The 13,355-nt window shown below is 62.1% G+C and carries 9 protein-coding genes and 1 tRNA gene; 5 read left to right on the top strand and 5 right to left on the bottom strand.

Annotation, left to right across the window (positions count from 1 at the left end; all coding sequences use genetic code 11):
* Window position 1 precedes the first annotated feature (1 nt).
* From ACQ4W6_RS22630 to ACQ4W6_RS22620, 3 genes are all read right to left on the bottom strand, one after another.
* Window positions 2-2,476, bottom strand: a complete 2,475-nt coding sequence (locus ACQ4W6_RS22630; RefSeq protein WP_436569427.1) for a response regulator — start codon at window positions 2,474-2,476, stop codon at window positions 2-4.
* Between the two features lie 176 nt (window positions 2,477-2,652).
* On the bottom strand, window positions 2,653-2,853 hold the full coding sequence (locus ACQ4W6_RS22625) for a YbdD/YjiX family protein (RefSeq protein ID WP_436569506.1): 201 nt from the start codon (window positions 2,851-2,853) through the stop codon (window positions 2,653-2,655).
* Window positions 2,853-4,913, bottom strand: a complete 2,061-nt coding sequence (locus ACQ4W6_RS22620; RefSeq protein WP_436569426.1) for a carbon starvation CstA family protein — start codon at window positions 4,911-4,913, stop codon at window positions 2,853-2,855. The genes ACQ4W6_RS22625 and ACQ4W6_RS22620 overlap by 1 nt, the downstream gene beginning before the upstream one ends.
* A gap of 247 nt (window positions 4,914-5,160) precedes the next feature.
* On the opposite strand from ACQ4W6_RS22620, the gene ACQ4W6_RS22615 reads away from it, so the two are divergent.
* The 5 genes from ACQ4W6_RS22615 to ACQ4W6_RS22595 all read left to right on the top strand — a co-directional run bounded on the left by ACQ4W6_RS22615 (window position 5,161) and on the right by ACQ4W6_RS22595 (window position 10,795).
* Complete coding sequence (locus tag ACQ4W6_RS22615) at window positions 5,161-6,531, top strand: cache domain-containing protein (protein WP_436569425.1); 1,371 nt, start codon at window positions 5,161-5,163, stop codon at window positions 6,529-6,531.
* A 19-nt stretch (window positions 6,532-6,550) separates the two neighbouring features.
* Window positions 6,551-7,180: a response regulator transcription factor gene (locus ACQ4W6_RS22610; RefSeq protein WP_436569424.1), complete on the top strand. Its 630-nt coding sequence runs from the start codon at window positions 6,551-6,553 to the stop codon at window positions 7,178-7,180.
* A gap of 220 nt (window positions 7,181-7,400) precedes the next feature.
* Window positions 7,401-8,573 (top strand): EAL and HDOD domain-containing protein, encoded by a 1,173-nt coding sequence (locus ACQ4W6_RS22605; RefSeq protein ID WP_436569423.1) that lies wholly within the window; start codon window positions 7,401-7,403, stop codon window positions 8,571-8,573.
* Between the two features lies 1 nt (window position 8,574).
* Entirely contained in the window at window positions 8,575-10,620 is a 2,046-nt protein-coding gene (locus ACQ4W6_RS22600; protein WP_436569422.1) for a putative bifunctional diguanylate cyclase/phosphodiesterase, read from the top strand.
* An 85-nt stretch (window positions 10,621-10,705) separates the two neighbouring features.
* Window positions 10,706-10,795 (top strand) — tRNA-Ser (locus ACQ4W6_RS22595).
* Window positions 10,796-11,059: 264 nt separating this feature from the next.
* Here ACQ4W6_RS22595 and ACQ4W6_RS22590 read toward each other — a convergent pair.
* Window positions 11,060-11,524, bottom strand: coding sequence for a hypothetical protein (locus ACQ4W6_RS22590; protein ID WP_436569421.1), 465 nt, complete (start codon window positions 11,522-11,524; stop codon window positions 11,060-11,062).
* Between the two features lie 355 nt (window positions 11,525-11,879).
* Window positions 11,880-13,229, bottom strand: coding sequence for an IS4 family transposase (locus ACQ4W6_RS22585; protein ID WP_436569420.1), 1,350 nt, complete (start codon window positions 13,227-13,229; stop codon window positions 11,880-11,882).
* Between the last annotated feature and the right edge of the window lie 126 nt (window positions 13,230-13,355).

Genomic DNA, 13,355 nt, shown 5'->3' with positions numbered 1-13,355 from the left:
GTCAGTGTTCCTTCACGAGGATGGTGCTCAGCGATGCGCGCAGCGCCAGGAATGCCTTATGCATTGCTTGCAGCAGGCTGCCTGCACCTGCCGTGCTGCCGGTGCGGGCGAGTTTTTCCATTTCCTTGCACAGCTGCGCCAGGGCATCGGCGCCCACGTTCGCGCTGCCTGATTTGAGGCTGTGCGCCACCTTGCACAGCGCCTGCGCATCAGCACCGGCGATGGCCTCGCGCATGGCGCGCAACTGGCGCGGCGTCTCGTCCGTGAAGGCGAGGATGACCCGTTCGAGCAGCGCATCGCCATCCGTGCGCGACAGGGCGCGGATATTCTCCAGCGCCTGCCGGTTGATCTGCAGCGAGGGCGGTGTGGGTGCCGTTGGCACTTCCAGCACATCTTGCACCGGCGGCGGCACGCTGTGGTGCACGCTGGCCGCGCGCGGCAGGGTGATCCAGCGCGCGATCGTATGGCCCAGCTCTTGCTGCGTGAATGGTTTGCTCAGGTAGTCGTCCATGCCGGCCGCCAGGCACGCTTCGCGGTCGCCCTGCAGCGCATTGGCCGTCATGGCGATAATGGGCAGCTCGCGCGCATGGCTGCAATGCTGTTCGTGGCGGCGGATTTCCGCCGTGGCAGCAAAGCCATCCATCACGGGCATCTGGCAATCCATCAGTAGCAGATCGAAATCCTCGGCCTGCGCCGCCAGCAATGCTTCTTCGCCGTTGCGGGCGCACACCACGTCCAGGCCCAGGCTGTCGAGCATGGCCAGCGCCACTTCCACGTTGACGCGATTGTCTTCGGCCAGCAGCACGCGGCGGCGCTGGCGCCGGCCCGGGGGGCGTGCCGCATGGCGCGTGCCGTTTGGCGCAGCGATGCGCAAGCTCTCGCTGGCGCGCGGCGGCGTGACGATGCAGTCGAACAGGTCGCATTCGCGGGCCGGCTTGATCAGCTGGAAGGCCACGCCCGCTTCGCGCCGCTGCACGGGGTCGGCCGCACCCTGTTCCGTACTCAGCAGCAAGAGTTTCAGGTCGGCCAGCAGCGGGTCGCTCTTGATGGTGGCGGCCAGGGCCAGGCCGCTGGTGCGCGGCAATGCCATGTCGAGCAGGGCCACGGCATACGGCGTGCCCGCCTGCGCGGCCGCGTGCAGGCGGTCGAGGCAGTCGCTGGCCGTGGCGGCGCTGTCGCTGACGATGTGCCAGCTGGCCAGCTGCCGTTCCAGCACGGCGCGCGTGGCCGGTGTATGGTCGACGATCAAGGCGCGTAACCCCCGCGTGGTTTTCAGGTTGAAGGACGGGTCGTCGCTGTCGACGCGCCGCTTATCGAAATTTACTTCGAACCAGAAGATCGAGCCTTGCGTTAAAGCATTGTCCACGCCGATTTTTCCGCCCATCAGTTCCACCAGCTGTTTCGAGATCGTCAGGCCCAGGCCCGTGCCGCCATGCTTGCGCGTAGTCGAGCCGTCGGCCTGCGAGAACGATTCGAAGATGCGGCTCTGCGCCTCGCCCGACACGCCGATGCCCGTGTCGTGCACCTCGAAGCGCAAGCCCACGCTGGGCGCATCTTCGCCGCACACTGCCACCTTCACGGTCACCTTGCCCGTTTGCGTGAACTTGATGGCGTTGCCCAGCAAATTGACGATGATCTGGCGCAAGCGGTTCGGGTCGCCGCAGATGGCGATGGGAATATCGTTGGCGATGGCGAATTCCAGGCAGATATTCTTCGCTTGCGCCTGCGGCGCGAACACGTGTTCTATATCGTCGAGCAATTCGCGGAAATTGAAGCGGATGTATTCCACGTTCAGCTTGCCCGCCTCGATCTTGGAAAAATCGAGGATGTCGTTGATGATCACCAGCAAGTTTTGCCCCGAGCGCTGCACCATGCTCGTGTAGTGGCGCTGCTGCGCCGTCAGCGCACTGGCTAGCAGCAGCTCCGTCATGCCCAGCACGCCATTCATGGGCGTGCGGATTTCATGGCTCATGGTGGCCAGGAACGCGCTCTTCGCCTGGCTGGCCGCCTCGGCCGCATCCTTGGCCTTTTCCAGCTGCGCCGTGCGCACGCCCACCTGGCGTTCGAGCTGGTCGCGGTAATGTTCCAGGGTGCTGTCGCGGCTGTCGATCTGCGCCAGCATGTCGTTGAAACTGTCGATCAGCAGGCCCAGCTCGTCGCTGCGCTGGTGCGCGATGCGGTGGCTGTAAGTCTGGCTGCGGGAGACTTTTTGCGCTATATCAATGAGCTTGGTGATCGGCTCGGCGATCACGCTTTGAAAGCGCCGCGCCAGGAACACGGCCACCAGGAAGGACAGCACGCTGGCGCCGCCGATGGCGCCCGCCAATGACAGCAATTGCTGGCTTTCATCGTCCTTGTGCCTGAGTAGCGAAGCCAGTGCAAACGCCGCGAACACCAGCAGCAGCGCGCTGCCAGAGGATAGCAGCGAGATCATGGTCAGTTTCTGGCTGATGCTGGAGCGTTGGAAATTGAACATGGCTGCGGCGCTCTCCGGGCTGGCTGTTGACTGTTTTTTAATTCCTGTAGGAAAAATATAGACGCGAAGACACACCACGATGTTGATGTGGGTCTAAGGGAAGAGAGGGGAGGGGAACTTATTGGAGATGAAACAAACGGGGGGTGGGGTCGGACCCTTTGGGTCCGACCCCGGTATTAACAGCAGCCGCCGCGCTTGCCCGCTCCGCCATAGCGGGCTTCCTGGCGTTCGCGGAAGAACTCTTCATACGTCATCATCGGCTCGCCGGGGTGGGTCACTTCCCGGTGCGCCACGTAGGTGTCGTACTCGGGCAAGCCGCACATCAGCCGCATGCTTTGCCCCAGGTAACGTCCAGCCTTGATGATGTCGTCGATCATCATTGCACCGTTGGCATGGCCTGGAACGGCGCTTCCCTGGTGCTTGGCTTGTTGTCGGCGCGCGCCTTCAAGATCGTGCGGATGCCGAAGAACAGCACGCTGACGACGACGATGACGAAGAAGGCGGCCAGGCCGGCGTCCAGGTAGTCGTTGAAGATGATCTGCTGCATCTGCGCCACCGACTTGGCCGGTGCCAGCAGGGTGCCTTCTTCCAGTGCCGTCGAGTATTTCTTGGCGTGCGCCAGGAAACCCACGCGCGGATTGGCATCGAAAATCTTTTGCCAGCCCGCCGTCAAGGTGCACAGCAGCAACCAGATGGTCGGCAAGATCGTTACCCACGCGTACTGGCCCCGTTTCATCTTGAACAGCACGCAGGTGCCGAGGATCAGGGCGATGGCGGCGAGCATCTGGTTGGCGATGCCAAACAGTGGCCACAAGGTATTGATGCCGCCCAGCGGATCGACCACGCCCTGGTACAGGAAGTAGCCCCAGGCCGTCACGCACAGACCCGTGGCCAGCAGGTTGGCATACACGTTTTCCGTCTTCTTCAGCTTGGGCACGAAGCTGCCCAGCAAGTCTTGCAGCATGAAGCGCCCGGCGCGCGTGCCCGCATCGACGGCGGTCAGGATGAACAGCGCTTCGAACAGGATGGCAAAGTGGTACCAGAAGGCCATCATGGCCTTGCCGCCGATGGCGCCCGACAGAATCTGCGCCATGCCGACCGCCAGGGTCGGTGCGCCACCTGCGCGCGAGATGATGCTGTGCTCGCCCACGTCCTTGGCCGTCTGCGTCAGCATTTCCGGCGTGACATAAAAGCCCCATTGCGAGATCGCCTGTGCGGCCGATTCTGCCGTGGTGCCGATCAGGGCAGCCGGGCTGTTCATGGCGAAATAGATGCCCGGCTCGATGGTCGAGGCAGCCACCAGGGCCATGATGGCAACGAACGATTCCATCAGCATGGCGCCATAGCCGATGAAGCGGGCATGGCTTTCGTTTTCAATCATCTTCGGCGTGGTGCCCGAGGAAATCAGCGCATGGAAGCCGGACACGGCGCCGCAGGCGATGGTGATGAACAGGAAGGGGAACAGACTGCCCGACCAGACCGGGCCGGAGCCGTCGATGAACTTGGTCATGGCCGGCATTTTCAGGTAAGGCGCGACGACGATGATGCCGATGGCCAGGCCCAGGATGGTGCCGATTTTCAGGAAGGTCGACAGGTAGTCGCGCGGCGCCAGCAGCAGCCACACGGGCAGCACGGAGGCGATGAAGCCGTAGCCGATCAGCATCCACGTCAGTTCCGTGCCCGTGAAGGTGAACATCGGGCCCAGTACTGCGTGTTCCTGTACATATTGGCCGCCGATGATGGCCAGCATCAGCAGCACGAAGCCGATGATGGAAATTTCGCCGATGCGCCCGACGCGGATGAAGCGCGAGTACACGCCCATGAACAGGGCGATGGGAATGGTGGCCATCACGGTGAAGCTGCCCCATGGCGAACCGGTCAGCGCCTTGACGACGATCAAGGCCAGTACGGCCAGGATGATGACCATGATCATGAAACAGCCCAGGAGGGCGATCATGCCGGGAATTTCGCCCAGTTCAGCCTTGATCAGGTCGCCCAGCGAGCGGCCGTCGCGGCGCATGGAGATGAACAGCACGATGAAATCCTGCACGGCGCCGGCAAATACCACGCCCGCCAAAATCCACAGCATGCCGGGCAGGTAGCCCATCTGCGCGGCCAGCACGGGGCCGACCAGAGGGCCGGCGCCGGCAATGGCCGCGAAATGGTGGCCGAACAGCACATATTTGTTGGTCGGTACGTGGTCGAGGCCATCGTTGTGCTTGAAGGCGGGGGTCATGCGGCGCGCATCCAGGCCCAGCACCTTGTCGGCGATGAACAGGCTGTAGAAGCGGTAGGCGATCAGGTAGACGCAGACGGCGGCGATGACGATCCAGATTGCGCTGATCGGTTCGCCGCGTTGCAGGGCGACAACGCCCAGGGAACCTGCGCCGGCCAGCGCAAGCGCTGCCCAGCCCAGTTGTTTGAAAATGCGGTTCATGCTTCCTCCAGAGATTGACGGGCGCTGTGCCGTGCGATGATGTGTGCTGTGGTGCCTGATCGTTGTCAGTTTGGTGCAACTTTGGATGTAGTCACAGCTTATGGCTAGTATTCAGGAACCGTATAATCGTGGCAAGCGCACAACTACGCAGTAACGCTCAGTACTACTACGCAGGGCAATGTGCTTGCCGCCACGTAAAATCACCGCTTTTCACCAAGTTCGACGTTACCGGAGTGCGCGCAAGGCCATGAAACTCAGACAGAAAGTCATCTTCCTGGCCATTACACCGCTGATCCTGGCCCTGTGCGCGATCGCCTTTGCCGTGCGGCACCAGGCCAATACCCTGGCCGAGCAGCAGCGCGCCACCATCCAGCAGGCGTATCTGGCCAGCAAGGAAGCCGAACTCAAGCATTACGTGACGCTGGCCAGCCATTCCATCGCGCAACTGGTCCAGTCGGGGCGCAAGGATGCCGCCACGCAAGAAGAAGCCAAGCGCATCCTCGCTTCCCTCAGCTATGGCGACGACGGTTATTTCTTCATCTATGACTTGCAGGGCAAGTCGCTGATGCATCCGCGCCAGCCCGAGCTGGTGGGGCGCAATTTGTGGGAGTTGCGCGACGCCGACGGCAACCTGACCATCCAGCGCCTGATGCAGCGGGCGCGCAGCGGCGGCGGTTTCGAGCGCTACAACTGGATCAAACCGTCGACCAACAAGTCGGCGCCCAAGCTCGGCTATGTGATATTGATGCCGGAGTGGGGCTGGATGATGGGCACCGGCATCTACATGGACGACGTGGACCAGGCGCTGGCCAAGGTGGACGCCCAGCAGTCGCGCAATATCCGCTCGACCATGGAACTGATCGCCGCCATCGCCATCCTCGGTTCCTTGCTGGTGGCCGCCTGCGGCCTGGTGCTGAACCTGCGCGAATTGCGCGTCGCCGACGCCAAGCTGAAAGTGCTGGCGCAGCGCGTGGTGGAATCGCAGGAAGAAGAGCGGGCGCGGCTGTCGCGCGACTTGCATGACGGTATCAGCCAGTGGCTGGTATCGATCAAGCTGCAGATCGAGGCGGGCATCGCGCGCCTGGCCGGCAATGCCGAGCAGCAAGAAAAAGCGCCCGCCACGTTCGAGCGGGCCGCCGAGCAGCTGAACAAGGTGCTGGGTGAGGTGCGGCGCATTTCGCACAACCTGCGCCCGGCCATCCTCGACGACCTGGGCCTGGCCGCCGCGCTCGACCATCTGGTGCATGAGTTCAATGACAGCAGCAGCGTGCAAGCCAGTTTCGCGGCCAGCCCGCCGACGGCAGGGGAGGGCTTGCCCGACATGGTCAACACCGTGCTGTTCCGCATCGCCCAGGAAGCGCTGACGAACTGCGAGCGCCATGCCAACGCCAGCGCCGTGGAAGTGAGCCTGCATGAGGCGGGCAAGGCAGTGGAGCTGCGCATCCTTGATAACGGCGGCGGCTTCGATTTCGACGGCATCGCCCTGCATCCGCAGCGCGGCATCGGCCTGCGCAACATGACGGAACGCATGGAAGCCATCGGCGGCAGCCTGCACATCACGTCCTCGCCGGCCGGCACCCTGGTGCTGGCGCGCCTGACGCTTCCATCCACACACTAATATAGACAGATACCTATCCATGAGCGAAATGATCAAAATCCTGCTGGTGGACGACCACCCCCTGGTGCGCGACGGCTTGCGCGCGCGCCTGGAAGCGGTGGCGCATTTCGATGTGGTGGCCGAGGCGGGCGGCGCCGACGAAGCGCTGGCCCAGGCGCGCACGCACGCGGTGGACCTGGTATTGATGGATATCAATATGCGCGGCACGAATGGTATTGAAGCGACAGCGCTGTTCAAGCAGGCGTTCCCGCAGATTGCCGTGCTGATCCTGTCCATGCACGACAAGCTTGAATACGTATCGCAAGCCTTGCAGGCAGGCGCGCGCGGCTATGTGCTGAAAGATGCGCCAGGGAGAGATATCGTTTTCGCCATCGAGACGGTGATGTCTGGCGGCATCTATTACAGCGCGGCGCTGGCGCGGCAACTGTCGCGCCCGCAAGTCCACGATTCCTTCCTCACCACGCGCGAACAGCAGGTGTTGCAGCACATTGCGGCCGGCCAGTCGAACAAGCAGATCGCCCGCGAACTGGACTTGAGCGTGCGCACGGTGGAAACGCACCGCCTGAACATCAAGCGCAAGCTGGGCATCGAAGGACAGGCCGAATTGATCAAATATGCGGTCGAGCACGCGCATGGTGGTGGGGCCTGAGCGGTGCCCGAGCGTGGCGCCGTGTTTTTGCAAGCCCGCATGGCAGGCTGGTCTCCCGGGAGAATGTTCTTTTTGAATATTTATTGCCAAAATTAAACTGTTTCGTGGGTGAGATTCGGATAGAATGATTCTCGCTGTCGAAATGGCATTCCTGCCGGGCCAGGGTTGCCAATGCTGGTTAGTTTATTTACTATGGCGCCCTACCCACACTGAGATACCGATGTCAGCGTCTGAATCAAACCTGTTTCCTTTGGTGGGATTACAAGCAGTTGCCAATGCTCATAACGAGTGGGTCGCTGTCACCTTGCATGTGCCGCAGCCTTCCACGGCCCCGTTGTTGACGGCGCTGGCCGCCGCCGATGCGTATGCTTTCCTGGCGCCGCTCGACTGCATCATTCCCCTGGCCGACCCGCATGGCGTGGACGAGGCCGTGCTGGCGCAACTGGCGCCGCAACGCACCATTTTCCGTTTGCCGGCGCACTTCGCCAGCGACAAGCAGATCCAGAAAAAATGCCAGCAATGGCGCGACGCCGGCTACCGCATCCTCCTCGACGGTCCTGACGCCGATCCTGTGGCGGCGGCGCAGGTCGAGGCGCGCGCGCTCGCCATCGACGCGGCCGGCGAACTGCCGGGCCTGCATCAATTGCTGCCCTTGCCCGGGCCCCATCTGGCCTACAACATCGGCGACGCACAGCAGCTTGCCGCTGTGCAAGAGCTGGGCGTGAGCTGGTTTGCCGGCGACTACGCCTTGCACCATGCGCGCCAGCAAAGCGAGCCGGAAGACGCTACCTCGCGACGGCGCCTGCTGGCGCTGCTGGGCCTTCTGGCCCGCGATGCCGACGCGCACGAGCTGGAAGTGCCGCTCAAGCAAGACCCATCGCTCAGCTATCACTTGTTGAAACTGGTCAATTCGGCCGCCTTCGGTTTCACGGCGCCGATTACCAGCTTCAGCCAAGCCATTACCCTCTTGGGCCGGCGCCAGTTGCAGCGCTGGCTGCAACTGCTGCTGTATGCGCGCCAGCAAGACGATGGCAAGATCCATGCGCTGCTGCCACTGGCAGCCGTGCGCGCGGCGCAGATGGAAGCGCTGTGCCAGCTGCGCGGTGGCGACCGCGACGCGCAGGACCTGGCCTTCATGGTGGGTGTGTTTTCCCTGCTCGATATCTTGCTGGGCATGCCCATGCCGGACATCATCGCCACCCTGAACCTGGCGCCCGAGGTCAGCGCCGCCTTGCTCGAACGCAGCGGCGCGCTGGGCACCTTGCTGGTGCTGGTCGAAAACACTGCGCCGCCGCCCGAAGGCTTGCGCCGCGCCGGCATCGATGGAGAAACCTATTGGCGCAGCCTGCTACAGGCTTACCAGTGGGCCATCCAGGTCAGCCGGAACCTGTAGCATGACCGTGCTACCGGTGTCGGACTACCTCGGTGACAGCGCCGCCCTGTGCGACGCCGTCGTGCGTTTGCGTGGCCCTGCGCTGATGGACGAGCTGGGCCGCATCGCCAGCGCCGTGATGGCCAGCCCGCATGGCCAGTTCCTGCCCTCGGCCAGCGCCGCTGGCGTGACGCCGCTGCTGCCTTTCCCGCGCGATACGCCCGCCTTGCTGCAGGAAATCAGTTTCGACGGCCATTGCTTCGGCCATTTCGCCGTGGCGGGCCGCAATGGGTATGACGACGCCGACCGCCGCCACCTGGCCAGCCTGGCATCGTTGACGGCCGGCGTGCTACAAGTGCACTCGCTGGCGCAGCGCTCCACGCATGCCTACGCGCAAGTCGAAGCCTTGCTGGCGCAGCAGACGCAAATCCTCGACCAGTTGCACGAATCGGTGCTGACGATGGACTTGACGGGCTACATCACCAGCTGGAACAAGGGCGCCGAGCGCCTGTTCGGTTATTCCTCGGTGGAAGCGGTAGGGCGCAACATCCTGTTCCTGTACGAGGACGAAGACACGGGCTTCCACGACGCCTTCCTGGAGCAGGGCGGGCGCCTGATGGAGGTGCGCCGGCGCAAGAAGTCTGGCGAAGTCTTCTGGGCCAGCCTGTCCCTGTCGCCGCTGCAGGACATGGACGACAAGCCCATCGGCCTCATCGCCTACCTGACGGACATCACCGAGCGCAAGCTGGCCGAAGAACGCTTGCACCACCTGGCGTATTACGACCCGCTGACCAGCCTGCCTAACCGCACCCTGCTGGCCAAGCTGGTCGACCAGGCGCTGAGCGTGGCGCAGCGCAGCAAGATGCTCGGCTGCGTGCTGTTCATCGACCTGAACCGTTTCAAGCTGATCAATGACACCCTGGGCCGGCGCATCGGCGACGAGCTGCTGCGCCAGGTTTCCTTGCGTTTCCGCCATGTATTGCGCGACCAGGACCTGGTGGCGCGCCTGGGTGGCGACGAGTTCGCCGTCGGCCTGTTCGACATCAGCCAGCACTTCGAAGCGAGCATGGTGTCGCAAAAACTCCTGGCTTCCCTGGTGGAACCATTCCTCATCGAAGGCCACGACCTGCGCGTGGGCGCCAGCATCGGCATCAGCGTCTACCCGCAAGACGGGCAGGATGCGGAAACCTTGCTGCGCCTGGCCGACATCGCCATGTACCGCGCCAAGCAGGACAGCGGCGGCGAGGCGGAAAGCGTGGCCTTCTACAGCCAGGACATGAATCTGGGCATGCAGGCGCGCATGCGCCTGGAAACGGGCTTGCGCCAGGCCCTGTCGGAACAGCAATTGCTGCTGCACTACCAGCCGAAATACGCGCTGGCCAGCGGGCGCATCATCGGCGCCGAAGCGCTGGTGCGCTGGCACCACCCGCAGCACGGCATGATCCCGCCCGCCGAATTCATTCCCCTGGCCGAATCGACTGGCCTGGTGGTGCAAGTGGGCGAATGGGTGCTGGAAGCGGCCTGCGCCCAGGCGCAAGCGTGGAAACTGGCCGGCCTGCCGCCGATCCGCCTGGCCGTCAACGTTTCCGCCCGCGAATTCACCTTGGCCCTGCCCGCCAGGGTTGCTGCCACTCTGGCCCGCTACGGCCTGGAGGCCGCCTGGCTGGAGCTGGAAATCACCGAAAGCACGCTGATGCACAACATCGAGCGCGTGATCGGCATCATGGACCGCATCACCGCGCTGGGCGTGGCCCTGTCGCTGGACGACTTCGGCACCGGCTATTCGAGCTTGTCCTACCTCAAGCGCTTCCCCATCGATACCCTGAAAATCGACCGCTCATTCACCACCGGCATCCCCACCGACGCCAGCGACTGCGCCATCGCCAGCACCATCATCAGCATCGCCCAGCAACTGCACCACAAAGTGATCGCCGAAGGCGTGGAAACGGCCGAGCAACTGGCCTTCCTGAAAAGCTCAGGCTGCGACGAAGTGCAAGGCTACCTATTCTCGCGCCCGCTGCCAGCGGCGGAGTTTGAACGGGCCTTGCGCGAAAACTGGGGCGTATAGCTTGTGCTGGCGGCAACCTTAAATGCGCCGCCGTCACCACTGCCCATTGGTAAGCCAGCCCGCTTTATGTATAATGCTGCCATCTGGAAGCGTGGCCGAGTGGTTGAAGGCACTAGTCTTGAAAACTAGCGACGGGTTACACTGTTCGTGAGTTCGAATCTCACCGCTTCCGCCAGGAAATAAAGAAACCGCCTTCGGGCGGTTTTTTGTTGCCTGGCGGAAGCGAGCAGGGCGCCTGCGCGCCCTGCGTGTGAGATTCGAAGGGCTGGGCCTACCGGCCCAGCCCGCCCCGAATCCTCCACCTGCTGCCGCTGCGCGGCAGCCTCGCGCGCCGCAGGCGCGCGTTCGTGGTTCTAATCAGGTTTGCGGCTGAGCTTGCTGTCACTGCGCCCAACGCATCAGCCCTTATAGGCAGACGTGACCCCTTGCGTTACTTGCGTTAATGACCGTTCCAACATACCTTGTCACCCGAACCCCAGCGAACCAAATCTTCTTTTTTCGGCATCGTGACCCCAATTGCCCTCCAGCCTTTAACTGTGTAGAGTTTTAGTTCAGTTTCAGCCCCCGCTTGCTTGGCCAGATCTATGATCGTCATGTTTAAAAGCACCTGCTGCGCCGTCATTCGCTGCCTGATTTGCCCGGATTGAGTTGAACTATCAAACTCGCTCTCGCTTAAAACAGGCGTTCCCATCGGGGCTTGTTCAAGACAATTTTTTGCAGCCTCTCGAAGATGACGAAATACGACATCAGGGGCCAAATGCACTTGGATTGAGCCATCGTAGCTTGCCGGGTCGTTACGTAGCTCAGCTACAGTATTGGTAACGCAACCTGAAATCAAAGTCCCAGAGACCAATACGCTAATTGAAGAAAGCACACGGGTAGATATTCCTTGGCTGAAGCGCATTTTCTGTAACCTTTTTTAAATTATCGAGTGTTCTATTCTTGCATAGAAAATCACGAGAAAGGTCACTTACTGCTGTCGATCACTGCTGTACGCTTCTGGCCGAAAGCGGAAGTCATCATTTCTCACTTAAAAATCAAAACCTTGGAGCACGCCCCAAGCCGGTGCATCCTCAAAGGGCCCCGTTTTTGAGGATGTCAAGTTTCCGTGCTTTCTTCTTCGGTTTCGTTGTCAGTGGTCGCAGAGGGAAAAGCAAGTTTTGAGTGATGCTCTAGAACATAGACATTGAGCAATAGATTATCTAGCACATCGAGAGCAAGAGACAATTGCAATGTTCCATGAGGCTTAATGCACCTCGTTATACACAAGTCTTGGCGTTGGCCCGGTCACGTAATTTACCCATCGTTTTCGCCGCGACGTAGACTTCCTTCATCCCAAGCCAGATGGTCTTGACACCCGGTTCGCCGTCGCTTTTTCTGCCGAGAAACCCGCCCAGTCGGGCCACCAGACGCAGCACGTCGTTGAGCTTGGGTTTATCTGGGGCGTCGCGGTCATTCAGCAGGTAGGCGCTATGAATCTCGTCAGGGTCAAAGAACAGCGCGGCATCGATGTCGGGACAGGTGCGCCCACTGCGCATCAGGTAAGCGATGCGCCAGGCGACGACCATGAACAAGGCCAGTGCACGTTCGAGCTTTTCGATAGAACCCAGTTGCAGCGCCTCGACACGGCAAGCGTTTTTCAGCACGTCGAACAGCATCTCGATTTCCCAACGCGCCCGATACCAGTCGATCAAAGCGACGGCGTCGACATCGCTGGCGACCGTGCGGTTCGTCAACAAGCGCCATTCCACCGGCGTGGCCTCTGGCGGCGCATCGATTTCGCGCGCGACCACGCAGGTCACCGAGACTGTCGTGCCTTTACCCGCCGGCAGTTCGATGCGCCGCGCCCACAGTTGCTGGCGCACGGTGCGCGCCTTCGTATCCTTGCGTGGCGGCATCAGGAAACTGATCTCGCCCAGCGGCGCGCCGTCGGTGGTGTGCGCCCACAGTTTGTCGCCATCGGGCAGGCAGCGATTGTGCTTGGCCCGCACCAGCCAGTCGGCCGGCGTGCCCAGTTCTTGGGCCCGGGCCATCAGCGGCATCAGATCGGCTTCGCGGTCGGCCACATACACCAGACGCGTGTCGGGCAGGTCCGGCGCCATCTCGGCAATGCGCTCGTAGCCTTCGATCCAGCGCAAGCTTTCTTTTGGCCCCTCGCGCTGGCCGGCCTCATCCTTCAAAGTACGCGCCCACATCCATGCGTTCAGGATCCCCAGCGGTTCGCGTTCGGGCGTCACGGCATAGGTCGGGTGCACGTACATGCCGCGCTGAGCCTCGTAGCTCAGCGGCCCCAGGCCCTTCGTTTCCTGGCCGTTGAAATCGAGTTCCGTCGTGTCTTCCAGGCACAGAATGACACGACGGGCCGCCATGCGTTGCTGCGTCTGCTCCCAGTGTGGCGCCATCAACGCCCGCCAGTCGACGCTGTCGTTGTCAAAGAAACGGTAGGTCGCCACCGTTTCGCTCCAGCCCAGACTGGCCTTCGGGATGCTCGCCATCGGATCGGCCGCAAATCGTTCCATCAGTATTCTCGCTCGCTTGTTCAAGCGCGCATCGCCCAAGTCCAGCTGTTCAAACTCCGTTGCTGCCCAGTGCGTCGATGCGGTCGCCAATTGATTTACGCAGGGTAGCCGGACGCGGTTGCCCGCGCCCAGCCCCCTAAGAACCGTGCGTGCTTCTTTCGACGCACACGGCTCAAGCCTCTGCAAAGGCACTTTTCAGCACCCGGTTGCACCACT

Source organism: Janthinobacterium woesei, from assembly GCF_051380875.1.
Lineage (GTDB): Bacteria > Pseudomonadota > Gammaproteobacteria > Burkholderiales > Burkholderiaceae_D > Janthinobacterium.
Note: the sequence above shows the minus strand (reverse complement) of the source record. Positions and strands in the feature narration are given on the sequence as shown.

What these genes read in the sequence shown, in the direction of transcription:
- ACQ4W6_RS22625 (WP_436569506.1), bottom strand. Translation starts at nt 2,853, where the DNA reads ATGATCGACGACATCATCAAGGCTGGACGTTACCTGGGGCAAAGCATG.
- ACQ4W6_RS22620 (WP_436569426.1), bottom strand. Translation starts at nt 4,913, where the DNA reads ATGAACCGCATTTTCAAACAACTGGGCTGGGCAGCGCTTGCGCTGGCC.
- ACQ4W6_RS22605 (WP_436569423.1), top strand. Translation starts at nt 7,401, where the DNA reads ATGTCAGCGTCTGAATCAAACCTGTTTCCTTTGGTGGGATTACAAGCA.
- ACQ4W6_RS22590 (WP_436569421.1), bottom strand. Translation starts at nt 11,524, where the DNA reads ATGCGCTTCAGCCAAGGAATATCTACCCGTGTGCTTTCTTCAATTAGC.
- ACQ4W6_RS22600 (WP_436569422.1), top strand. Translation starts at nt 8,575, where the DNA reads ATGACCGTGCTACCGGTGTCGGACTACCTCGGTGACAGCGCCGCCCTG.
- ACQ4W6_RS22610 (WP_436569424.1), top strand. Translation starts at nt 6,551, where the DNA reads ATGAGCGAAATGATCAAAATCCTGCTGGTGGACGACCACCCCCTGGTG.
- ACQ4W6_RS22615 (WP_436569425.1), top strand. Translation starts at nt 5,161, where the DNA reads ATGAAACTCAGACAGAAAGTCATCTTCCTGGCCATTACACCGCTGATC.
- ACQ4W6_RS22630 (WP_436569427.1), bottom strand. Translation starts at nt 2,476, where the DNA reads ATGTTCAATTTCCAACGCTCCAGCATCAGCCAGAAACTGACCATGATC.